Source organism: Stenotrophomonas terrae (assembly GCF_039674165.1).
Classification (GTDB): domain Bacteria; phylum Pseudomonadota; class Gammaproteobacteria; order Xanthomonadales; family Xanthomonadaceae; genus Stenotrophomonas; species Stenotrophomonas terrae_A.
Window position 1 is genome coordinate 62,684 of sequence record NZ_JBDJMY010000003.1, and the last position, 18,239, is coordinate 80,922.

14 protein-coding genes are annotated in these 18,239 nt (G+C 64.9%); 3 read left to right on the plus strand and 11 right to left on the minus strand.

Translation table 11 applies throughout. From position 1 onward, the window contains the following. Positions 1 to 9: 9 nt before the first annotated feature. The 7 genes from ABE493_RS02200 to ABE493_RS02230 form a co-directional block, all read right to left on the minus strand. Positions 10 to 1,311 carry a septal ring lytic transglycosylase RlpA family protein gene (locus ABE493_RS02200; protein WP_346496845.1) on the minus strand — a complete coding sequence of 434 codons (1,302 nt, stop codon included), beginning with the start codon at positions 1,309 to 1,311 and terminating at the stop codon, positions 10 to 12. Beyond that, positions 1,308 to 2,444 carry a lytic murein transglycosylase B gene (gene mltB / locus ABE493_RS02205; RefSeq protein WP_346496847.1) on the minus strand — a complete coding sequence of 379 codons (1,137 nt, stop codon included), beginning with the start codon at positions 2,442 to 2,444 and terminating at the stop codon, positions 1,308 to 1,310. The genes ABE493_RS02200 and mltB overlap by 4 nt, the downstream gene beginning before the upstream one ends. A gap of 466 nt (positions 2,445 to 2,910) precedes the next feature. Beyond that, positions 2,911 to 4,017, minus strand: a complete 1,107-nt coding sequence (rodA, locus tag ABE493_RS02210; protein WP_346496849.1) for a rod shape-determining protein RodA — start codon at positions 4,015 to 4,017, stop codon at positions 2,911 to 2,913. Then, positions 4,014 to 6,110: a penicillin-binding protein 2 gene (gene mrdA, locus ABE493_RS02215; RefSeq protein WP_346496851.1), complete on the minus strand. Its 2,097-nt coding sequence runs from the start codon at positions 6,108 to 6,110 to the stop codon at positions 4,014 to 4,016. Before mrdA ends, rodA begins: the two co-directional genes overlap by 4 nt. A gap of 3 nt (positions 6,111 to 6,113) precedes the next feature. Continuing rightward, a complete protein-coding gene (mreD, locus tag ABE493_RS02220; RefSeq protein WP_346496853.1) occupies positions 6,114 to 6,599 on the minus strand; it encodes a rod shape-determining protein MreD in 486 nt (161 codons plus the stop codon). Beyond that, positions 6,596 to 7,738, minus strand: a complete 1,143-nt coding sequence (mreC, locus tag ABE493_RS02225) for a rod shape-determining protein MreC (protein WP_346496855.1) — start codon at positions 7,736 to 7,738, stop codon at positions 6,596 to 6,598. The genes mreD and mreC overlap by 4 nt, the downstream gene beginning before the upstream one ends. 177 nt (positions 7,739 to 7,915) lie before the next feature. Continuing rightward, the gene (locus ABE493_RS02230) at positions 7,916 to 8,962 is read right to left on the minus strand and encodes a rod shape-determining protein (RefSeq protein ID WP_017355500.1); all 1,047 of its coding nucleotides are present in this window, start codon (positions 8,960 to 8,962) and stop codon (positions 7,916 to 7,918) included. A gap of 273 nt (positions 8,963 to 9,235) precedes the next feature. On the opposite strand from ABE493_RS02230, the gene ABE493_RS02235 reads away from it, so the two are divergent. Then, entirely contained in the window at positions 9,236 to 10,168 is a 933-nt protein-coding gene (locus ABE493_RS02235) for a carbohydrate kinase family protein (RefSeq protein ID WP_346496857.1), read from the plus strand. A 441-nt stretch (positions 10,169 to 10,609) separates the two neighbouring features. Here ABE493_RS02235 and ABE493_RS02240 read toward each other — a convergent pair whose 3' ends face one another. From ABE493_RS02240 to ABE493_RS02250, 3 genes are all read right to left on the minus strand, one after another. Beyond that, entirely contained in the window at positions 10,610 to 11,179 is a 570-nt protein-coding gene (locus ABE493_RS02240; RefSeq protein WP_346496997.1) for an HAD family hydrolase, read from the minus strand. A gap of 65 nt (positions 11,180 to 11,244) precedes the next feature. After that, entirely contained in the window at positions 11,245 to 11,979 is a 735-nt protein-coding gene (locus tag ABE493_RS02245) for a hypothetical protein (RefSeq protein WP_346496859.1), read from the minus strand. Positions 11,980 to 12,127: 148 nt separating this feature from the next. Beyond that, on the minus strand, positions 12,128 to 13,165 hold the full coding sequence (locus tag ABE493_RS02250; protein WP_430980693.1) for an MBL fold metallo-hydrolase: 1,038 nt from the start codon (positions 13,163 to 13,165) through the stop codon (positions 12,128 to 12,130). Between the two features lie 132 nt (positions 13,166 to 13,297). On the opposite strand from ABE493_RS02250, the gene ABE493_RS02255 reads away from it, so the two are divergent. After that, a complete protein-coding gene (locus ABE493_RS02255) occupies positions 13,298 to 13,924 on the plus strand; it encodes a TetR/AcrR family transcriptional regulator (protein WP_346496863.1) in 627 nt (208 codons plus the stop codon). 174 nt (positions 13,925 to 14,098) lie between these two features. Next, positions 14,099 to 15,412 (plus strand): acetamidase/formamidase family protein, encoded by a 1,314-nt coding sequence (locus ABE493_RS02260; protein WP_346496865.1) that lies wholly within the window; start codon positions 14,099 to 14,101, stop codon positions 15,410 to 15,412. A gap of 442 nt (positions 15,413 to 15,854) precedes the next feature. Here ABE493_RS02260 and ABE493_RS02265 read toward each other — a convergent pair whose 3' ends face one another. Continuing rightward, positions 15,855 to 17,807, minus strand: coding sequence for a M1 family metallopeptidase (locus ABE493_RS02265; protein WP_346496867.1), 1,953 nt, complete (start codon positions 17,805 to 17,807; stop codon positions 15,855 to 15,857). Positions 17,808 to 18,239: the final 432 nt, after the last annotated feature.

Sequence of the window (18,239 nt, forward strand, 5' to 3'; positions counted from 1 at the left end):
TGGCTGCGGTTAATCGCGAACCACTTGCGGCAGGCCAAATCCCAGACCGGCAATGCGTCCGGCAAGTTCCGTGGCACTGCTGTTGTCGCTTGCCGGTACCCGCAGGCGCCACAAGGTACGCCCACCACTGACGATGTCACTGAGGCTGGCACCAACGATCCCCGCCGACGACAGCTGGCCCAAGGCGCGGGCGGCATTGTCACGGCTGGAGAAACTGGCCACCTGCAGCAGAATCGAGCCCAGCGCGCGCGCCGCCGGGTCAGCCGGAACGGTTTTCGGCGGCGGGCCGGCGGCAGCCCTCGCCGCTGCGGCCGCAGCCGAAGCCGTGGGCGGGGTGAACTGCAACAGCTCCGAGGCAGCCGGCAGCGCCTGCATGCTCACCGGTGCTGGCGCTGGGCCGGCAGCAGTGGTCGTGGCCGGGCGACCGGTCGCGACACGCACGCCGTTGTCCTTCATCCAGGTTTCGAAATGGTCGGCATTGCCGGCCACCGGGCGTACCGGGGCGGCAGGCAGCTTCTCGACCAGCTGGTCCATGCGACTGGGCGCCGCCGGCACTGCTGCAGCAACAGCGCTGGCAGCACGTTCGCGTCGAGCACGGCGGCTGTCGGCGGACGCCCGCAGGTTCTCGCTGCCGGGGGTGAGGCCGTGCACTTCCACCCGCCCGGTACCGCGCTGGGTGATGCCCAACCGCACCGCAGCGGCATAGCTGAGATCGATCACACGGCCGTCGTGGAACGGGCCGCGGTCATTGACCCGCACGATCACCGACTCGCCATTGTCCAGGTTGGTCACCCGCGCGAAGCTGGGCAGCGGCAAGGTCTTGTGCGCGGCGGTGAAGGCATACATGTCGTACACCTCACGATTGGAAGTGAGCCGGCCGTGGAACTTCTGCCCGTAATACGAGGCGGTGCCCTGCTCCACGTAGTTGTCGACACGGTCCATGATCTGGTATTGCTTACCCAGCACCGTATACGGCGATCTGTTGCCGACCGCCGAGCGCGCCTCGTTGGTCACCAGCGGCTCGGGGATGCAGTTCACATTGGGTACGTAGGTGGGCGTGGTGTCATTCACCCCGGGTTTGTACAAGCCGCCGGCGGTGTAGTTGCCGCGGGTGGACAGGTCTTCCTGCGCCTTGGCATAAGGCGAACCTTCCGGGCACTCACCACGTGCATTGCCCTGGCCGTGCACCACCGTCGCCGGTCGCGGCGATGTGGTCGCACCGGTCGAGCCATGAGCCGACTTCTTGGGGGCGCTGCTGCAGGCAGCCAGCCCGAGCACTATGAACGCAGGGACCAGCCACTTGATGTTCATGCCGGGGGAAGCTCCTTGCCGGCGATGGCCTGGGACAGCTGGAATACGGCCATCGCGTACATTTTGGAGATGTTGTAACGGGTGATTGCGTAGTAGTTCTGGAAGCCCAGCCAGTACTGCTTGCCGTCGCTGCCCTCCAGGGTCACCGGGGTGGCCTTGGCGTTGACCGCGCGCACGGGGGTGACCGGCTGATAGCCGCGTGCGGCCAGCTCGGTGACCGTGTAGGTCGGGGTCCAGTCGGTGGGATTGAACTCCTCGAAACCGGCCTGCAGCGTGGCCGGCACCGCAACGGTGCCACCGCGGATCCAGCCGCCCTTCTTGACGAAGTAATTGGCGATGGACGAGAACACATCGTCATAGCTGTTGAACAGGTCGCGGCGACCGTCACCATTGCCGTCCACCGCGTAATCCAGATAGCTGGACGGCATGAACTGGCCCATGCCCATCGCGCCGGCATAGCTGCCCTTGAGCGTGGTGATATCGAGTTTTTCCAGCGCGCTCAGCTCGAACAGCTTGGCCAGCTCATCGCGGAAGAACAGCTCGCGGCGCACTTCGCGCTCGAGCTTGGCCGGGTCGCCGGTACGCGGGTATTTGAAGGCCAGCGTGTACAGCGCATCCAGCACGCGGTGGTTGCCGGCATTGCGGCCGTAGCTGGTTTCCACACCAATGATGGAGACGATCACTTCAGCCGGCACGCCGGTACGTTCCTGCACGCGCATCAGCTCGTCGCGATGCTGCGCCAGGAAGGCACGGCCGCCATCGATGCGCGCCTGGGTGATGAACATCGGCCGGTATTCATTCCACGGCTTGACCCGCTCGGCCGGGCGCGACATCGCCGCGATGATCGGCTCGCGGATCTGCGCCTGGGCCAGCGTTGCTTCGATAGTGGCCGGGTCGATCCGGTACCTGGCCGCCGTATCACGCACGAAATTGGCGCGGGCGGTTTCGAACGGCACCGGGGTCAGGTCGACCGGCGGCAGCGCGGTCTTGGCCTCGGGTACGGCTTCGGCCGGGCCAGCACTGGGCTTGACCGGGCTTTCCGCCGGGGCCGGCAGAGGTGCAGGAGACTTCGGCTGGGTTGCGCAGGCAACCATGCCGAGGGTGAGGCAACAAACCAAGGCGCGTCTAATCATCGGGCGAGATTAGCAGGTCAAAGATGAATTTCCCGCAATAACACCATGAAACACAACAAGATTGAAGCAAAAAATACACCTCGCCCAGCACGCTCGAATGCCTGCACATTCGGCCACTACGATGAATAGGCGACGCCCCGCCGTCGGCAAGGGAACAGGCAAGGGGAGACAGCAGCTGGGGCCCTGCATGTCAGCTTGAAAAAAAGGAGCGCCGGTCATCTCCCCATCCCGCTGAGATGACCGGCGCTCGCGTCAGCCGCTGGAGGAACCGGAACGACGGCTCCCCCCGTCATTCCGCCAGTTGCCGACCTGCCAGCTGCCCCATACGGCAAGCTGGCTGCCACAGCGCGGTAGCGCGCCGGTGACGGGGTGTAGTGTGAAGGTTTGGTGAAGGCAGGTGTTTGATCTGGATCAAAGCTCGCAACATTGCATGAGATGAATCTGCAATGCGCGCAACAGCGTTGCGCTAGCCGCCGTGCACCGGGCGGTGCGCGCGTACCGCCATCACCAGGCCGAAACCGGCCAGCAGTGATACCGCCGAGGTGCCGCCATAGCTGATCAAGGGCATCGGCACGCCCACCACCGGCAACAGCCCGGAGATCATGCCGCCGTTGACCAGGATGTAGACGAAGAACGCCAGCCCGGTAGCGCCGGCCAGCAGCCGCGAATAGGTGTCGCGCGAATCCACCGCAATCCACAGGCAGCGGCCGATCACAAACAGGTACAGCGCCAGCACCACCGCCACCCCGACCCAGCCGTATTCCTCGCTGAGCACGGAGAACGCAAAGTCGGTGGTCTGCTCCGGGATGAAATTGAGGTGCGATTGCGAGCCCAGCCCCCAGCCCTTGCCGGTGAAGCCGCCCGAGCCAATGGCAATCTTGGACTGGATGATGTTCCAACCGGCGCCCAGCGCATCGCTCTCCGGGTCCATGAACATCATGATGCGGTCCTTCTGATAGGGCCGCAGCAACCAGAACCAGGCCACCGGCGCGGCGGCGGCAACGCCGCCCACGCCCACGCCCACCCACCACCATGGCAGGCCGGCCAGCAGCAGGACGAAAGCACCGCTGGCGGCGATCAGCACGCCGGTGCCGAAGTCGGGCTGCAACATCACCAGACCGGTCGGCACACCAATGATCACCGCCGCCACCAGCACCACGGGAATGCGCGGCGGCAAGGGCATGCGGTTGAGGTACCAGGCCACCATCATCGGCAGGCTGACTTTCAGCAGCTCGGCTGGCTGCAGGTAGAACAGGCCCAGGTTCAACCATTGCCGCCCGTACTTGCCGGTGCCCAGCACGAACACCGCCAGCAGCGGCAGCATGGAGATGGCATAGACCATCGGCGTCCAGGCGCGGATGCGCAGGATCGACACCCGCGCAATCGCCCACATCGCCACCAGGCCCACCGCAAAACGTGCGCCCTGCGCCATCACCAGGCCACTGCCACCGGCGCTGTCCAGCACCGACAGGCCAATCGCCATCAAGGCGAGCAAGGCAAACAGCAGCGGCCAATCCAGGCCGCGGCTGAGCCGCTGGCCCATTTCCAGGGCCCAGCGCAGGAAATCCCTCATCGACGCACCTCGCTTGGCGTGGCTGCCGGCGTCTGTGCGCGGGCGCCGGCCGGGGCCGTCGCAGGCAGCGCATCGGGCGCAGGCGGTGTGGGTGCGCCTGGCAGCGGCGCGGGCGTGCCGACCATCACCGGCAGATCGGCGAACTGTGGCGCAACCTGCTCGCCGCGCGCACGCCAGCTGGCATCTTCGGTATCAAACGTCGCCACGCCCACCGCCACCGTGCCGCGCTCGGCATCCAGCGGCTGCAGGCCTTCGGGCATTACGCCGAGCAGCCAGGCATCAAACACCTTGCGCGCGATCGGGGCGGCCGCCGAACCACCATAGCCGCCGCCTTCCACGGCGATGGCAATGGCGATCACCGGCTCTTCGGCCGGGGCGAAACCAACAAACAGCGCGCGATGGCGCAGGTGCATCGGCAGGCTGCGCGGATTCAATGCCGCCGTGCCCTTGCGGCTGATGACCTGCGCGGTACCGGTTTTGCCAGCCATGCGGTACTGCGCACCGGCAGCGGACCGCCAACCACTGCCGCCGGGCTGCATGGTGCCCATCATGCCCTCGCGTACCGCCTGCAGATTGCCCGGATTGGGGCTGATCGGACGGCTCGCCGGCTGCTGGGTGGGCATCCAGTCGTGATCGAAACCGGCACGCTGTTCCATCACCAGATGCGGCGTACGCAGCTGCCCGGTAGCCAGGCCGCCAACACCACGAACCAGCTGCAGCGGCGTCACCTTCCACAGGCCCTGGCCGATGCTGGCATTGACCGTGTCACCCGGATACCAGCGCTCCTTGTTGGCTTTGAGCTTGGCTGCGGGTGACGGCAGGATGCCGCCGATCTCGCCTGCCAGATCGATGCCGGTCGGGTGGCCAAACCCGTAGCGGTTGCCCATGTAGTCGTCATAGCGCTCGATGCCCATGTCGATACCGAGCTGGTAGTAATAGGTATTGACCGACTGGGTGATCGATTTGCGCAGATCGGTCCAGCCATGGCCGCCACGGTTGGCATCACCCCAGCCACGGCTGACGCCGGGCAGGTAGAACATGCCGCGCGACAGGATCTTGTCTTCGGGACGGCGCAGGCCGCTATCCAGGCCAGCCAGGCCAAGGAAGGGCTTCACCGTCGAACCGGGCGCCACGCCGCCCAGCACCAGCCGGTTGAACTGCGGCCGCGAGGGGTTCTCGTTGAGTGCCTTGAAATCGGCGTGGGAGATGCCGTTGACGAACAGGTTGGGGTCGTAGGACGGCAGGCTGACCATCGCCAGCACCTCACCGGTGCGCGGATCAATCGCCACCGCCGAACCCTCCTGCTCACCGAAAGCCGCCACCATCGCCCGTTGCAGGTCGGCATCGATGGACAGGCGCAGGTCGGTGCCCGACTGCGCCGGCACCCGGCCGATGGTACGGATGGCACGGCCCTGCACATTGGTCTCGACCTGCTCATAGCCGATCTTGCCGCGCAGCTGGGTTTCGTAGAAACGCTCCAACCCCGACTTGCCGATGTGGGTCAGCGCCGCATTGCCCTCGCCCAGTTCTTCCAGGTCCTTGTCATCGACCCGGCCGACGTAGCCGATGATGTGGCCGAACAGATCGCCGTAGGGGTAACGGCGGGTCAGATACGGTTCCAGCTCGACGCCCGGGTAGCGCCAGCGGTCCACCGCGAATCGCGCCATCTCGTCGTCGCTGACCCGCAGTTTCAGCGTCACCGGCATGAAGCCACGGCGCGCCTTGCGCGACTGCTTGAAGCGCTCGATGTCTTCCTCGCTGAGCGAGAAGATCTTCTGCAGGCCGGCCAGGGTGGCGTTCATGTCCTGGACCTTGTCGGCGGTGACATCCAGACGGAAGGCCGGCACGTTCTCGGCCAGCAGGCGGCCGTTGCGGTCGTAGATCAGCCCGCGCCCGGGCACCACCGGCCGCGCCTTGATGCGGTTGGCTTCGGAGCGGGTGGCGTAGATGTCGTGGTCCAGCACCTGCAGCTTGAAATACCAGGCACCCAGAAAACCCAGGCACAGCAACACGCCGAGGAAGCCGATCGCGGCGCGGCGGCGGAACTGCTCGGCCTCGGCATGGGGATTCTTGTTCTGGCGGCGCGAAACCATGCGTCAGCGCCCGCGCTTGCCCAGCCGCACCGCATCCAGCAGCACATACAGCGGCAGCCACAAGGCCATGCCCAGCAGCGGTGCCACCCAGTAACTCCACGGCAGCAGCGGCTCGCCCACCAGCAGATGGATGGCGGCGTCGATCACGCGGTCATTGAACAGCAGCCCGCCCATCGCCAGCGCCTGCTGCGACAGCGGGAAGAAACGGATGCGTGCGCGGAAGCGCTGCAGGATGAACGCCATCACCACCAGCCGCAGGGCCTGCTCGCCGAGAATGCCGCCAAACATCACATCGGCCAGCAGGCCGATGCAGAACGCAAAGCCCAGCCCGACCTTGTCCGGGGTTTCGATCACCCAGTACGCCAGGACCAGCGCCAGCCAATACGGCCGCGCCGGCAACAACAGCTCCGGCAACGGGATCAAAGCCAACAGCAAGGCCAGTACGACACTGACCGGCATCACCCAACCCTTGTTGCGCAGACGACTCATGGGCGCACCTGTGCCGGGTTCGGATTGTCGCCAGTCACCGGCGTTGCAGGTGTCGGCGTCTCGCCGGTCGGCGTGGCCGCTGTCGCCGATGCTGCGCTCGCTGGCGCGCTGGACGCTGCTTGCGGCGGCGCCGGAAGGATCTGGCCTGCGGCCGGATCGCCAGCCGTATTGCCAGCCGTCTGGGCAGCCGGAACATGCGCCGCTGCCGCCGCCATGCGGTTGTTCGGGGCAGGCGCCGGTGCAGCTGTTGTCGCTGCTTCCGTGGGCAGATAGCTTTCGCTGCTGTCAGGCAATTGCGGCAGGGCCGGCACCGAGCGCAGCAGCAGCACATTGCGGCCACGGTCCAGCTTGGCCGCCGGCTCCAGCTCGCCCACCAGGAAGGCGTGGGTATCGTCCGGGCGCAGCTTGAGGATCTTGCCGACCGGGAAACCAGCCGGGAAACGCCCACCCAGGCCGGAAGTGACGATCTCATCGCCCACTTCCACGCCCGCGCTGAGCGGGATGTCACGCAACTCCAGACGGTCGCCGCGGCCGTAGACGATCAGCCGCACGCCATTGCGCGCCACCGCCACCGGCACCGCATGGTCCGGGTCGGTCAGCAGCAGCACGGTCGAATGTGCCGGCGTCACCGCGATCACCTGGCCCATCAGGCCACCGGCATCAATCACCGCCTGGCCCACATGCACGCCAGCGCGGCTGCCCGAATCCAGCACCAGACGCTGCTTGACCGGATCCAGGTCGATATCGAGGATCGGCGCCAGCTGCACGTCCAGGCCATTGCGCTCGGCCACGTTGAGCAGCTCGCGCAGCTGGGCGTTGTCCAGCGCTGCGGTCTGCAGGCGGGTCAGGCGTGCGTTGGCGATCAGCAGCTGGTTGCGCAGCTCGCGGTTTTCATTGACCAGCTGGTTATGGCTGGCGGCGTTGTCCTTGACCGAGGCCCCGACCCGGCCCGGCACACCTGCTAGCGCCCAGATCGGCTGCACCAGCACATTGGCCTGGGCGCGCAGACGCGACATCCAGCCGCCCTGGTCATCCAGCACGATCAAAGTGATTGCCAAGGCCAGGTACGCCAGCAAACGCAGCGTGCTGCTGGCATCCCCCTGACGGGAGGCTACGGGAGGACCGGCGTAAGGGGGCACGGCAGAAGGCTGGGAATTGGGTTTCGGGAATGAATGGCGGAGACAACGTGCTTGGAAACGGCGTGAATGACATCACGCCGTTGGGCCGGGGAAACGGGCAGCAGGGTGTGGATCACGTTGCAGGAAACCCTGCCCCATTCGCTGATCCCCATTCCCCGTTCCCTCCGACTTGGCCGATTATTCCGGCGCAAAGAACTCGTTGCCGTGCATGTCCACCAGCTCCAGCGCACGACCGCCACCGCGGGCCACGCAGGTCAACGGATCGTCGGCCACCTGCACGTGCAGGCCGGTTTCTTCGGAGATCAGGCGGTCCAGGTCACGCAGCAGGGCGCCACCACCAGTCAGCACGATGCCGCGCTCGGCGACGTCGGCACAAAGTTCCGGCGGGGTCTGTTCCAGCGCCAGCTTGACCGCCGAGACGATGCCCGACAGGGGCTCGTGCAGGGCTTCCAGCACCTCGTTGGAGCTGATCTTGATCATCTTCGGCACGCCCTCAGCGAGGTTACGGCCGGAGATTTCCATCTCGATCACTTCCGCCTGCGGGTAGGCGCAGCCCAGCTCCACCTTGATGCGCTCGGCGGTTGCTTCACCGATCAGCATGCCGTGGTTGCGGCGCACGTAATTGGTGATGGACTCGTCGAAACGGTCGCCACCGATACGCACCGAGGCCGAGTAGACAATGCCGTTCAGCGAGATGACTGCCACTTCGGTGGTGCCGCCGCCAATATCGATGACCATCGAACCGCGCGCCTCGGTGACCGGCATGCCGGCACCAATGGCAGCGGCCATCGGCTCTTCGATCAGGAATACATCACGTGCACCGGCCTCTTCGGCCGATTCCTTGATGGCGCGGCGCTCCACCTGGGTGGAGCCGGCCGGCACGCACACCAGCACGCGCGGGCTGGGACGCAGGAAGCGGGATTTGTGCACTTTCTTTATAAAGTGCTTGAGCATCGCCTCGGTGTAGGTGAAGTCGGCGATGACGCCATCCTTCATCGGGCGGATGGTGGTGATATGGCCCGGGGTACGGCCCAGCATCTGCTTGGCTTCGGCGCCGACGGCAGCCACCGAGCGGGTACCACCGATGGCGCGATCCTGGCGCACGGCCACGACCGATGGCTCGTTCAGTACGATTCCCTGGCCGCGCACATAGATAAGGGTGTTGGCCGTGCCCAGGTCAATGGACAGGTCATTGGAGAACATGCCACGCAGCTTCTTGAACATCTGGGGAGTGATCCTGACGGGTGTCGTGCCCACGCCGGTTGGCGAAAAAATGGGCAGAAAATGAGGGCAGTTAGCCTATCAACCCACCCCCGCCCGAGCAAGGAAAATCCTAGGGAATTCTGGGCTTTCGACCACACTGGGCAGCTGCGGTACATCCTTGGTTGTGGCCGTGGGCCGCCGCAGCCGGTAACCTTACGCACTTTGGCGCGCAGTCGCGCCGGTCCGTCTGCGCGTGCGCGGCGGCACTTCCCTTTACGTATAGGCCTGTTCGCAATGTCCGCTTTGATCTGTGGTTCCCTTGCCTTTGACACCATCATGGTGTTCCCGGACCAGTTCAAGAACCACATCCTGCCGGACAAGGTGCACATCCTGAACGTGTCGTTCCTGGTGCCGCGCATGCGTCGCGAGCTCGGCGGTTGCGCAGGCAACATCGCCTACAACCTGAAGCTGCTGGGCGGCAGCCCGATCCCGATGGGCACCGTGGGCCAGGATTTCGGCCCCTACCGCGAGCACTTCGAGCGCATGGGCATCGACCTGAGCCAGGTGCGCGTGCTGGAAGACATGTTCACCCCGCAGTGCTTCATCACCACCGACCACGACAACAACCAGATCACCGCCTTCCACCCGGGCGCGATGATGCGCTCGCACGACAACCATGTACGTGACGTGCCGGGCGTGAGCTTCGGCATCGTTGCCCCGGACGGCCGCGAAGGCATGATCCAGAACGCGGCCGAGTTCGTGGAATGCGGCATCCCCTTCATCTTCGACCCGGGCCAGGCGCTGCCGCTGTTCAACGGCCCGGAGCTGCGCGAATTCATCGAGCAGGCCGACTACGTGGTGGTCAACGATTACGAGTCCAACCTGCTGCAGGAACGCACCGGCTGGAACGAGAAGGACATCGTCGCCCGGACCAAGGCCTACATCACCACCCAGGGCCCGCGTGGCGCGATCATCCACACCCCGGAAAAGAGCTTCGACATCCCGCCGGCGCACGAGCGCCGCGTGGTCGACCCGACCGGCTGTGGCGACGCCTTCCGCGCCGGCCTGATCTACGGCATCGAGAAGGGCATGGACTGGCTGACCGTTGGCCGCATGAGCAACCTGATGGGCGCGCTGAAGGTCGAGCACCCCGGCACCCAGAACCAGCGCTTCGACTTCGCCGAGTTCAACGACCAGTTCAAGCAGCAGTTCGGCTACGGCCTCTAAGAAAAACGGCGCCCACAAGGCGCCGTTTTTTTATGCCCGCACTGTAGTGCCGAGCCATGCTCGGCAGAGGCCTTACGAGCGAAAAGCCCCCCTCACCCCAACCCCTCTCCCGCAAGAGGGAGAGGGGCTAAAGCGGTAGTGCCGAGCCATGCTCGGCAGAGGCTTTACGAGCGAACAGCTGCCCTCACCCCACCCCTCTCCCGCAAGCGGGAGAGGGGCTCAAGCGGTAGTGCCGAGCCATGCTCGGCAGAGGCCCTACAAGCAATCCATCAGCCGCATGGCATTTGTAGGAGCGGCGTAAGCCGCGAAGCTCACATATCGTCAGATTGCGGAACACGCCCGCAACCCGGCATTGCCAGCTTCGCGGCCTACGCCGCTCCCACAACAACAACAACAACAACAGGCTTTATCGGTAACGCCCCAGCCGAGCATGGCTCGGCTCTACCCCAAAGCCGCCGCCTGCCAATGCTGCAGCAACTGCGCACAATCGCGCAGCTGCCATTGCGCCATGCCCGGCCAGGTATCTTCCGGCATGTTGATCAGGATCCCAGGCACGCCGGCCGCCTTGGCGGTGGCCAGATCGTAGTAATGGTCACCAACCATGCGCATCGCCGCAGGCGCCACATCCCAGCGCGCAGCAAAATACTGCAGGCCGGCCGGAGACGGCTTCGGCTCGACCTCCCAACGACCCACGATCTCCCCGGCCGCAAAACACTCCGCCAGGCCGATCGCCGCCAGGGTCACTTCGGCCAGCTCACGCGCATTGCGGGTAAGAATGCCCAGCCGGCAACCCTCGGCATGCAGCGCGCGGATCAGCGTCACCGCACCCGGTGCCGCAATCGACCCCTCTGCCAACGCGCGCTCATGCTGCATCAACCAAGCATGGCTGTCGGCGGCCTGTTGCGCCGGCAACGCGGCCAGGTGCTGCAGGATGTCAACACCCGGCGGAATCTGCAGTTCGCGCCGGATCAACTCGAAATCATGCACAGGCTCGGTCAGGGTGCCATCCATGTCGAACACCCAATGGCGACTGGCGGCGACGTCGCAACGCCCCGCCGCATCAGCGAGCACCGGCCTCAATCCCAATTCGGCATCTGGCTGCCATCCAGCCCACCGACCTCGAACACCGCCTTGCGGGTGCCGCCGGCCTGCACCGGGAATTCGATCTCGATGACCTTGGCCCTGCGCGCCTGTCGCCACAGGCCACGGTTGTCGACGATGAACATGGCGATGGCCTCGTCGGTATCCGGGCGATGTGCGGCCATGTTGCGGGCCGGCGCACCATCCACGCTCACCTTGACCTGACAGCCGCGGTAACAGGCCTTGGCGAAGTCGCTGGACTGCAACACCAGATAGGCGTGGCGCTTCCACTCGGGGTGGTCACGGAACACCAGATTCACCTGTTTGGCACCGGTGCTGTCCACCTCGACCCGGTCCTTGCTGTAGATCGCCGCCGAGCGCTGCGTGCCGCCCTTCACCGGCACCTGGTTGTAGTTCCACAGGGCCTGCATGCGGCGCAGTTCGCTGGCGGCGGCAGCCTTCTCCCTGACCTCGGCGAAGCCCGGCTCGATGCGCTGGGCAGTTGCCGAATCCGGGAACTGATCGAGCAGCGCGGCACCGTGGATGCGCGCCTTCTCCCAATCGGTGGCGGTGATGGCGGCGTCGTAGAGCTTGCCGATACCTTCGGCGTCGGCCTCGCGCTTGGCGCGCTCCTGGGCTGCGGCGGCTTCCTGCTGCTGGCGCTCGGCCTCCGGGTTGCTGCAGGCAGCCAGGGCGAAGACGCAGAGGGCGCCGAGGATCAAAGGTCTCATCAAACAGCTCCGGTGAACGTGGCGCGGAATGGGCGCGCGATGGGTTCACTTTAGAGCATGTTGGGGAATCGGGAGTCGCTTTGGCTTTGGCGTTACGTCATCACTCCCGCGCAGGCGGGAATGACGGCATCACGGGCAAAGGCAACCATCACTCCGCACCCACTCGCCACCACTGCGTCGAAGGCGCAGGCGCACGTATATCCAAGCGCTCGCCCATCTGCGGTGCAGTCAATACAACCCCCTGCTCCGCCGCCAATGCGGTGATCCGCTCGAACGGCTCGGTCCACGGATGCAGGGCCAGGTCAAAGGTGCCGTTGTGGATCGGCATCATCACCTTGCCGCGCACATCCAGATGCGCCTGCAGGCTCTGTTCCGGCTGCATGTGTACACCCGGCCAATCAGCGTCATAGGCACCGGTCTCGACCATCGCCAGATCGAACGGGCCATAGCGCTCACCGATCTTCGCAAAGCCGTCGAAGTAGCCACTGTCGCCACTGAAGAAGACCCGCGTGCGACCGCTATCGATCACCCACGATGCCCACAGGGTGCGATTGCCATCAGACAGCCCGCGACCAGAGAAATGCTGTGCAGGCGTGGCGGCGATCTTCAGCCCTTCCACCCGCGTTTCCTGCCACCAATCCAGCTGGGTGATCTTCTCCTGCGGCACGCCCCAGGCCAGCAGGCGATCGCCCACGCCCAGCGCCGTCACGAAGTGCCGCACTTTCGGCGCCAGCGCCAACACCGCGTCATGGTCCAGGTGATCGTAGTGGTCGTGCGAAATGATGACGCCGGTGATCTCGGGCAATTCCTCGATCGACAGCGGCGGCGCATGGAAGCGCTTGGGCCCCATGAACGAGAACGGCGACACGCGCTCGGAGAACACCGGGTCGGTCAGCCAGAAGTGGCCATCCAGTTTCATCAGCATGGTCGAGTGGCCCAAGCGCCACAGGCTGTCGTCGGGCGCGTCCAGCAGCGCCTGCCGGGTCAAGGCATGCACCGGGATTGCTACCTGCGGCGTGGCATCGGCCGGCTTGTCGAACAGAAACCGCCACCAAACCTTGGCACCGCGTACGAAACCAAGCGGCACCAGCTTGGCCACATTGTGGAAACGCCCCTGGCCGTATTGCGGCGACTGGTCATAGGAGGCGGCAGGATGTGCGCCGCAGAACAGCAGGCCAATGGACATGGCGATCAACACCGTAAAGAGGACGAGGAAACGAGGCAGGCGACGCTTCATGGCTGGGCTTGCCCTCGAAAGTACACTTGTGAGTCTACTTCCATCCCAAGGAAAGTAAACTGAACGGTGTAAAATGAGCCTATGACCGAGCCCAAGCGCCCCCTCCGCCTGACCGACCGCAAACGCGAGGCCATCCTGCGCGCGGCCGTGGCCGAGTTCCGCGAACTGGGCTTTGCCGCCACCAGCATGGACCGCATCGCCGCCACCGCCGAGGTCTCCAAACGCACGGTCTACAACCACTTCGCCAGCAAGGACGAGCTGTTCACCGCCATCCTCTGGCAGCTGTGGGAAGCCAGCCAATCGCTGGACGCACTGGCTTACGACCCGGCACGGCCACTGCGCGAGCAGTTGCTGGCCTTCGTCGCACAGAAGCTGCGCCTGCTCAGCGACGCCAGTTTCATCGACCTGTCGCGGGTGGCCATGGCCGAACTGGTGCATGCACCAGAACGGGCGCGGGCAATGATGGGCAGGCTGGCCGAGAAGGAAGAAGGGCTGACCACTTGGATCCGCGCCGCACAGGCCGATGGCCGCCTGCGCGATGACATCGCCCCGGCCGATGCCGCCCACCAGCTGCAGGGCATGGTCAAGGCGTTCGCGTTCTGGCCACAGATTGCGATGGGCGCCGCGCCGCTGGATGCCAGCGTGCAACAGCGGGTGATGCATGACTGCGTCGACATGTTCCTGGCGATACGCGCCCTCAAGCCCTGAGTGCAGCGCAGGACCGGCATCAGCAACCCGCTCCGGTCGCCTGCTGCAGGAATCATCGGTCGGCTTTTGGCCGATCTGACTACAGGTGTCGTTACGTTTGACACTGCAACGGCGACAACGCCATTCGTACACTCCACGAACACGCCCACCGGGCCCTTCGCAGACACAAGCAACGTGCGCACTTCACTGAAATGGTCTTCGCTGTTGTTGTCCGTACTCCCGCTCCATGCCCTCGCCGCCGATCAATGGATCCTGGCAACCGATCTATGGGGCAACACCGCACAGCAGACCTTGAATCTGGACGTGCAAGGCACGCGCGTCAGCGGAACATTGGGCGGCGACCCGATTACCGGCAGCTTGAACGGCACCCAGTTGAAGTTCACCGCAACCGGCAGCGACGGCCAGGTCTATCACTACGACGGCCGCATCGATGGCAGCCGCATGCAGGGCCGCAGCGACGAGCCGGATACCAACAACCGCAGCGCGCGTGCGGCGCACACATTCAACGCGTGGCGGGTACCTGCGCGGGCAGACAATGCACCGCGCCTGCACGACTTCAAACCCATGGACTACTCCAATACCTTCAGCGCCGATCGCGCGCCGGTGCTGGTGATCTGGCCGGGCGACTCGGTGCAGACCAAGACGTTGGATTCTGGCGGCGTCGATGAGAACGGCATCACCCGCGCCTTGTTCGGCAACCCGCAGGTCGGGCCGTTCTTCGTCGCCGGTGCCGAGCCTGGCGATACGCTGGCGATCACCATCAGCTCGCTCAAACTCAACCGCGACCATGCCGACAGCCTCGACGGCATCGTCGGTCGCTTGAAGACACCGCGCATTGCCACCGAAACAGCGACGCTGGGCAATCCGGTGCGCTGGGAACTGGATCGCGTGCGCGGCATGGCGCGGCCGCAAGGTGCCAGCGGTGCGTTGAAAAACTTTGAAATCCCGGTCAAGCCGATGCTCGGCGGCCTCGCGGTTGCACCCGGCTTTGGCTACCCACCGTTCTCCACTGGCGACACCAGCGACTTCGGCGGCAACATGGATTTCAACGCAGTGGTCCAAGGCAACACGGTTTACCTTGAAGTGCAGCAGCCCGGCGCATTGCTGTATGTCGGTGATGGCCATGCGCTGCAGGGCGACGGCGAAACCAGCCAATGGGCGCTGGAGACATCACTGGATGTGGTGTTGAAAGTGGAACTGATCAAGAAGCAGTCCCTCGCCACGCCGCGCGTGGAATCGCCTACGCAGATCATGACCCTGGGCCAAGCTGGCTCCAGTGATGATGCACTGCGTCTGGCCACGTCAGGGATGCTGCAGTGGCTTCGCCAGTCCTATGGTTTGGACATGTCACAGGCAACCCAGGTGCTGGGCGTGGCGGTGCAGTACAACGTGGTCAATCTTGCCGGTCGCAGTGTTGGCGTGGCGGCGAAGATCGACAAGTCGGTACTGAAAGGCCTGCCGCCTGCGGCGGCAAAGAGCGCCAACTGAGGGCTGTGATAGAAATCTGATTGCGGCTACGGCGCAACCCGCGCCGGAAGCCGACGAGCGCTGGACCGTCGTACAACCCGTTAGCCAAAGCCGCCGACCTGTAGTGCCGAGCCATGCTCGGCAGAGGCCTCACCGGCAGAGCCCCAGCCGAGCATGGCTCGGCTCTACAAAAAGCTGCGCGCGAACGCCGGAAGCCGACGAGCGTTGGACCGTCCTACAACCTGTTAGCCAAAGCCGCCGCCCTGTAGTGCCGAGCCATGCTCGGCAGAGGCCTTCGCGATAAAGCCCCAGCCGAGCATGGCTCGGCTCTACAAAAAAGCTGCGCGCGAACGGCCTCGGGTGTGCAGCGCTTAGAGAGCGCCGCAACCATGCGGTTCACGGCAACACAAAAACAAACGGCGAGCCTAAGCTCGCCGTTTGCGTTGAAGCATGCCGATGCCGATTACTGCTTCGGTGCAGCTTCCTGCTTCGGTGCAGCTTCAGCCTTGGCGATCATGTCTTCCACCGAGGCGGTGGTGATCGGGTGATAGCCCGGCTTGGCCTTGGCAAACACCTCCTTGGCGAAGGCCAGGCCTTCCGGCGTCTTCAGCAGCTCGGCATAGATCGGCAGCACCAGCTTGCGGCGACCCACGCGCTGGATGAACTCGCCGGCAGCGGCCTGCGCATCGGTGTAACCGCTGCGGATTGCCAGCGGGTACCAACGCATCGCGATTTCGCCGTTCGGGGTACCGGTGAAGTGGTAGCCCTTGTCCAGCACGGCCAGCTTCTCGATCGGCTGGGTAGCACCCAGGCCATCAATGAAGCGCACCCATTCCTGCGTGTTCCACTCGCGGGTTACCTGGTTGCTCGGCAGCGCGCTGCTGCCCAGGAAGGCAATGCGCGCAGTGTCGACCACGGCGAAGTTGCGCGAACGGGCCTTGCTGGCGAACGCCGGAATACCCGGCTCTTCCAGCCATGCCTTCAATTCGGCATCGGTGACCGCCGAAGGATTCTTCGGCAGCAGGTTCTTCTTCATGTACTCGACGAACTGGTCGGTATTGGCGCTCTGGAACGCATGGTCGTTGAACCAGCCACGCAGGAACGGATCAAACACCGCACGACCAAAACGCTGCTCCAGGAACTGCAGGAACCACGCGCCCTTTACATAGGCCACGTTGCTCAGCGCTTCGTCCGGGTCACGCTCGTTCAGCGGCGGCAGCGCCAGCGCCTGGTCGGCCGGGCTCATCTCCTTCACTTCATTGAGCAGATCGGTCTGGTCGATCTCGCGCTCCATCTCGGCCATCTCCGTGCCGTACAGCGCCTCGGTGATACGGCCCTGCACGTAGGTGGTGAAACCTTCGTTGAGCCAGATGTCCTTCCAGCTGGCGTTGGTCACCAGGTTGCCGGACCAGCTGTGCGCCAGTTCGTGCGCGACCAGCGACACCAACGACTTGTCGCCAACGATGACGGTCGGGGTAGCGAAGGTCAGGCGCGGGTTTTCCATACCGCCGAACGGGAACGACGGCGGCAGCACCAGCATGTCGTAGCGGCCCCAGCGGTATTCGCCATACAGGTTCTCGGCGGCACCAATCATCTTCTCGGTGTCTTCGAATTCCTTGGCGGCCTTGTTGACCATGGTCGGCTCGGCCCACACGCCCGAACGCTCGGAGATCGGCTCGAACACCAGGTCACCGGCAGCAATGGCCAGCAGGTAGGACGGGATCGGTTGCGGCATCTTGAAGGCGTAATCGCCATCACGCGCGGCCTTCGGGTCGTTGTCGGCGCTCATCAGCACCATCACGTCCGGGCGGCTGGTGACATGCGCGCTATAGGTGAAGCGGACGCTCGGGGTGTCCTGCAGCGGCACCCACGAACGGGCGTGGATGGCCTGCGACTGGCTGAACATGAAGGGCAGCTTCTTGCCCTCGGTCATGGACGGCTCCAGCCACTGCAGACCGGAGGCGGTCGGCGCGGTGTGGTAGGTGATGCGCACCGAGGTCGGCTGGGCCGGGGTTTCGATGCTCAGCTTGCTGCCAAACACCTTGTCAGCCGGTGCCAGCACGAACTGCAGCGGAGTGGCGGCGCCGTCGGCGGCCACAGCCTCGACCTTTTCAACGGTCAGCTCGCGGGTATCGAGCAGCAGCTGCTTGGCCGCCTTGTCCTTCCACTCCAGCGTGTAAGTGGCGGTACCGCCGATCTGCTTGGCGTCGAAATCCACCTTCAGATCCAGCGCCAGGTCCTTGATGACGACCTTTTCGGGTTCGGCGTAGGAGCTTTCATCGTGGCTGCGGCTGACGGTATTCACGGCGGCGGCGGGCTTCTGGGCGACGGGATCGACGGTAGGAGCTGCAGGCTCCTTGGCACAGCCGGCGACAAGCGCCACGGCCAGGGGCAGCATCAGGAACGAAGAACGCATTGATCTGGAACCGGTTCAGGGGATAACTGCCGATTTTAAACCCGAAAGCCCGGAGCGGATGCGGCGGTGCGGCAAGCGGCGCCCCGCTGGCTTTGCGAAAGCGGCTTAAATGCATGAAATCGTTACCCCCACGCAGGCGGGCATCGCTCTTTGCATTGGTTAATCGCCCCGAGCAGAAGCAGAGCACCCCTCCCAACCCTCCCCTTGCCTGCGGCAAAGGGAGGGCTCAGCGCGCGCCCGGACCACTGTAGTGCCGAGCCATGCTCGGCAAAGGCCTTACCGACCAACCCAACCGTAGGGCCGAGCCATGCTCGGCAAGGGCCTTACCGACAAAAGAAAAAGCGCCCCTCATCCCAACCCTTCTCCCGCAAGCAGGAGAAGGGCTAACGCAAAAGTAAGCGCGGCCAGCCAATGTAGTGCCGAGCCATGCTC

Bases quoted from the DNA above. Each gene is read 5' to 3' on its own strand.
- ABE493_RS02200 (WP_346496845.1), bottom strand. From the start codon at position 1,311: ATGAACATCAAGTGGCTGGTCCCTGCGTTCATAGTGCTCGGGCTGGCT.
- mltB (WP_346496847.1), bottom strand. From the start codon at position 2,444: ATGATTAGACGCGCCTTGGTTTGTTGCCTCACCCTCGGCATGGTTGCC.
- rodA (WP_346496849.1), bottom strand. From the start codon at position 4,017: ATGAGGGATTTCCTGCGCTGGGCCCTGGAAATGGGCCAGCGGCTCAGC.
- mrdA (WP_346496851.1), bottom strand. From the start codon at position 6,110: ATGGTTTCGCGCCGCCAGAACAAGAATCCCCATGCCGAGGCCGAGCAG.
- mreD (WP_346496853.1), bottom strand. From the start codon at position 6,599: ATGAGTCGTCTGCGCAACAAGGGTTGGGTGATGCCGGTCAGTGTCGTA.
- ABE493_RS02230 (WP_017355500.1), bottom strand. From the start codon at position 8,962: ATGTTCAAGAAGCTGCGTGGCATGTTCTCCAATGACCTGTCCATTGAC.
- ABE493_RS02235 (WP_346496857.1), top strand. From the start codon at position 9,236: ATGTCCGCTTTGATCTGTGGTTCCCTTGCCTTTGACACCATCATGGTG.
- ABE493_RS02240 (WP_346496997.1), bottom strand. From the start codon at position 11,179: ATGGATGGCACCCTGACCGAGCCTGTGCATGATTTCGAGTTGATCCGG.
- ABE493_RS02245 (WP_346496859.1), bottom strand. From the start codon at position 11,979: ATGAGACCTTTGATCCTCGGCGCCCTCTGCGTCTTCGCCCTGGCTGCC.
- ABE493_RS02250 (WP_430980693.1), bottom strand. From the start codon at position 13,165: ATGTCCATTGGCCTGCTGTTCTGCGGCGCACATCCTGCCGCCTCCTAT.
- ABE493_RS02255 (WP_346496863.1), top strand. From the start codon at position 13,298: ATGACCGAGCCCAAGCGCCCCCTCCGCCTGACCGACCGCAAACGCGAG.
- ABE493_RS02265 (WP_346496867.1), bottom strand. From the start codon at position 17,807: ATGCGTTCTTCGTTCCTGATGCTGCCCCTGGCCGTGGCGCTTGTCGCC.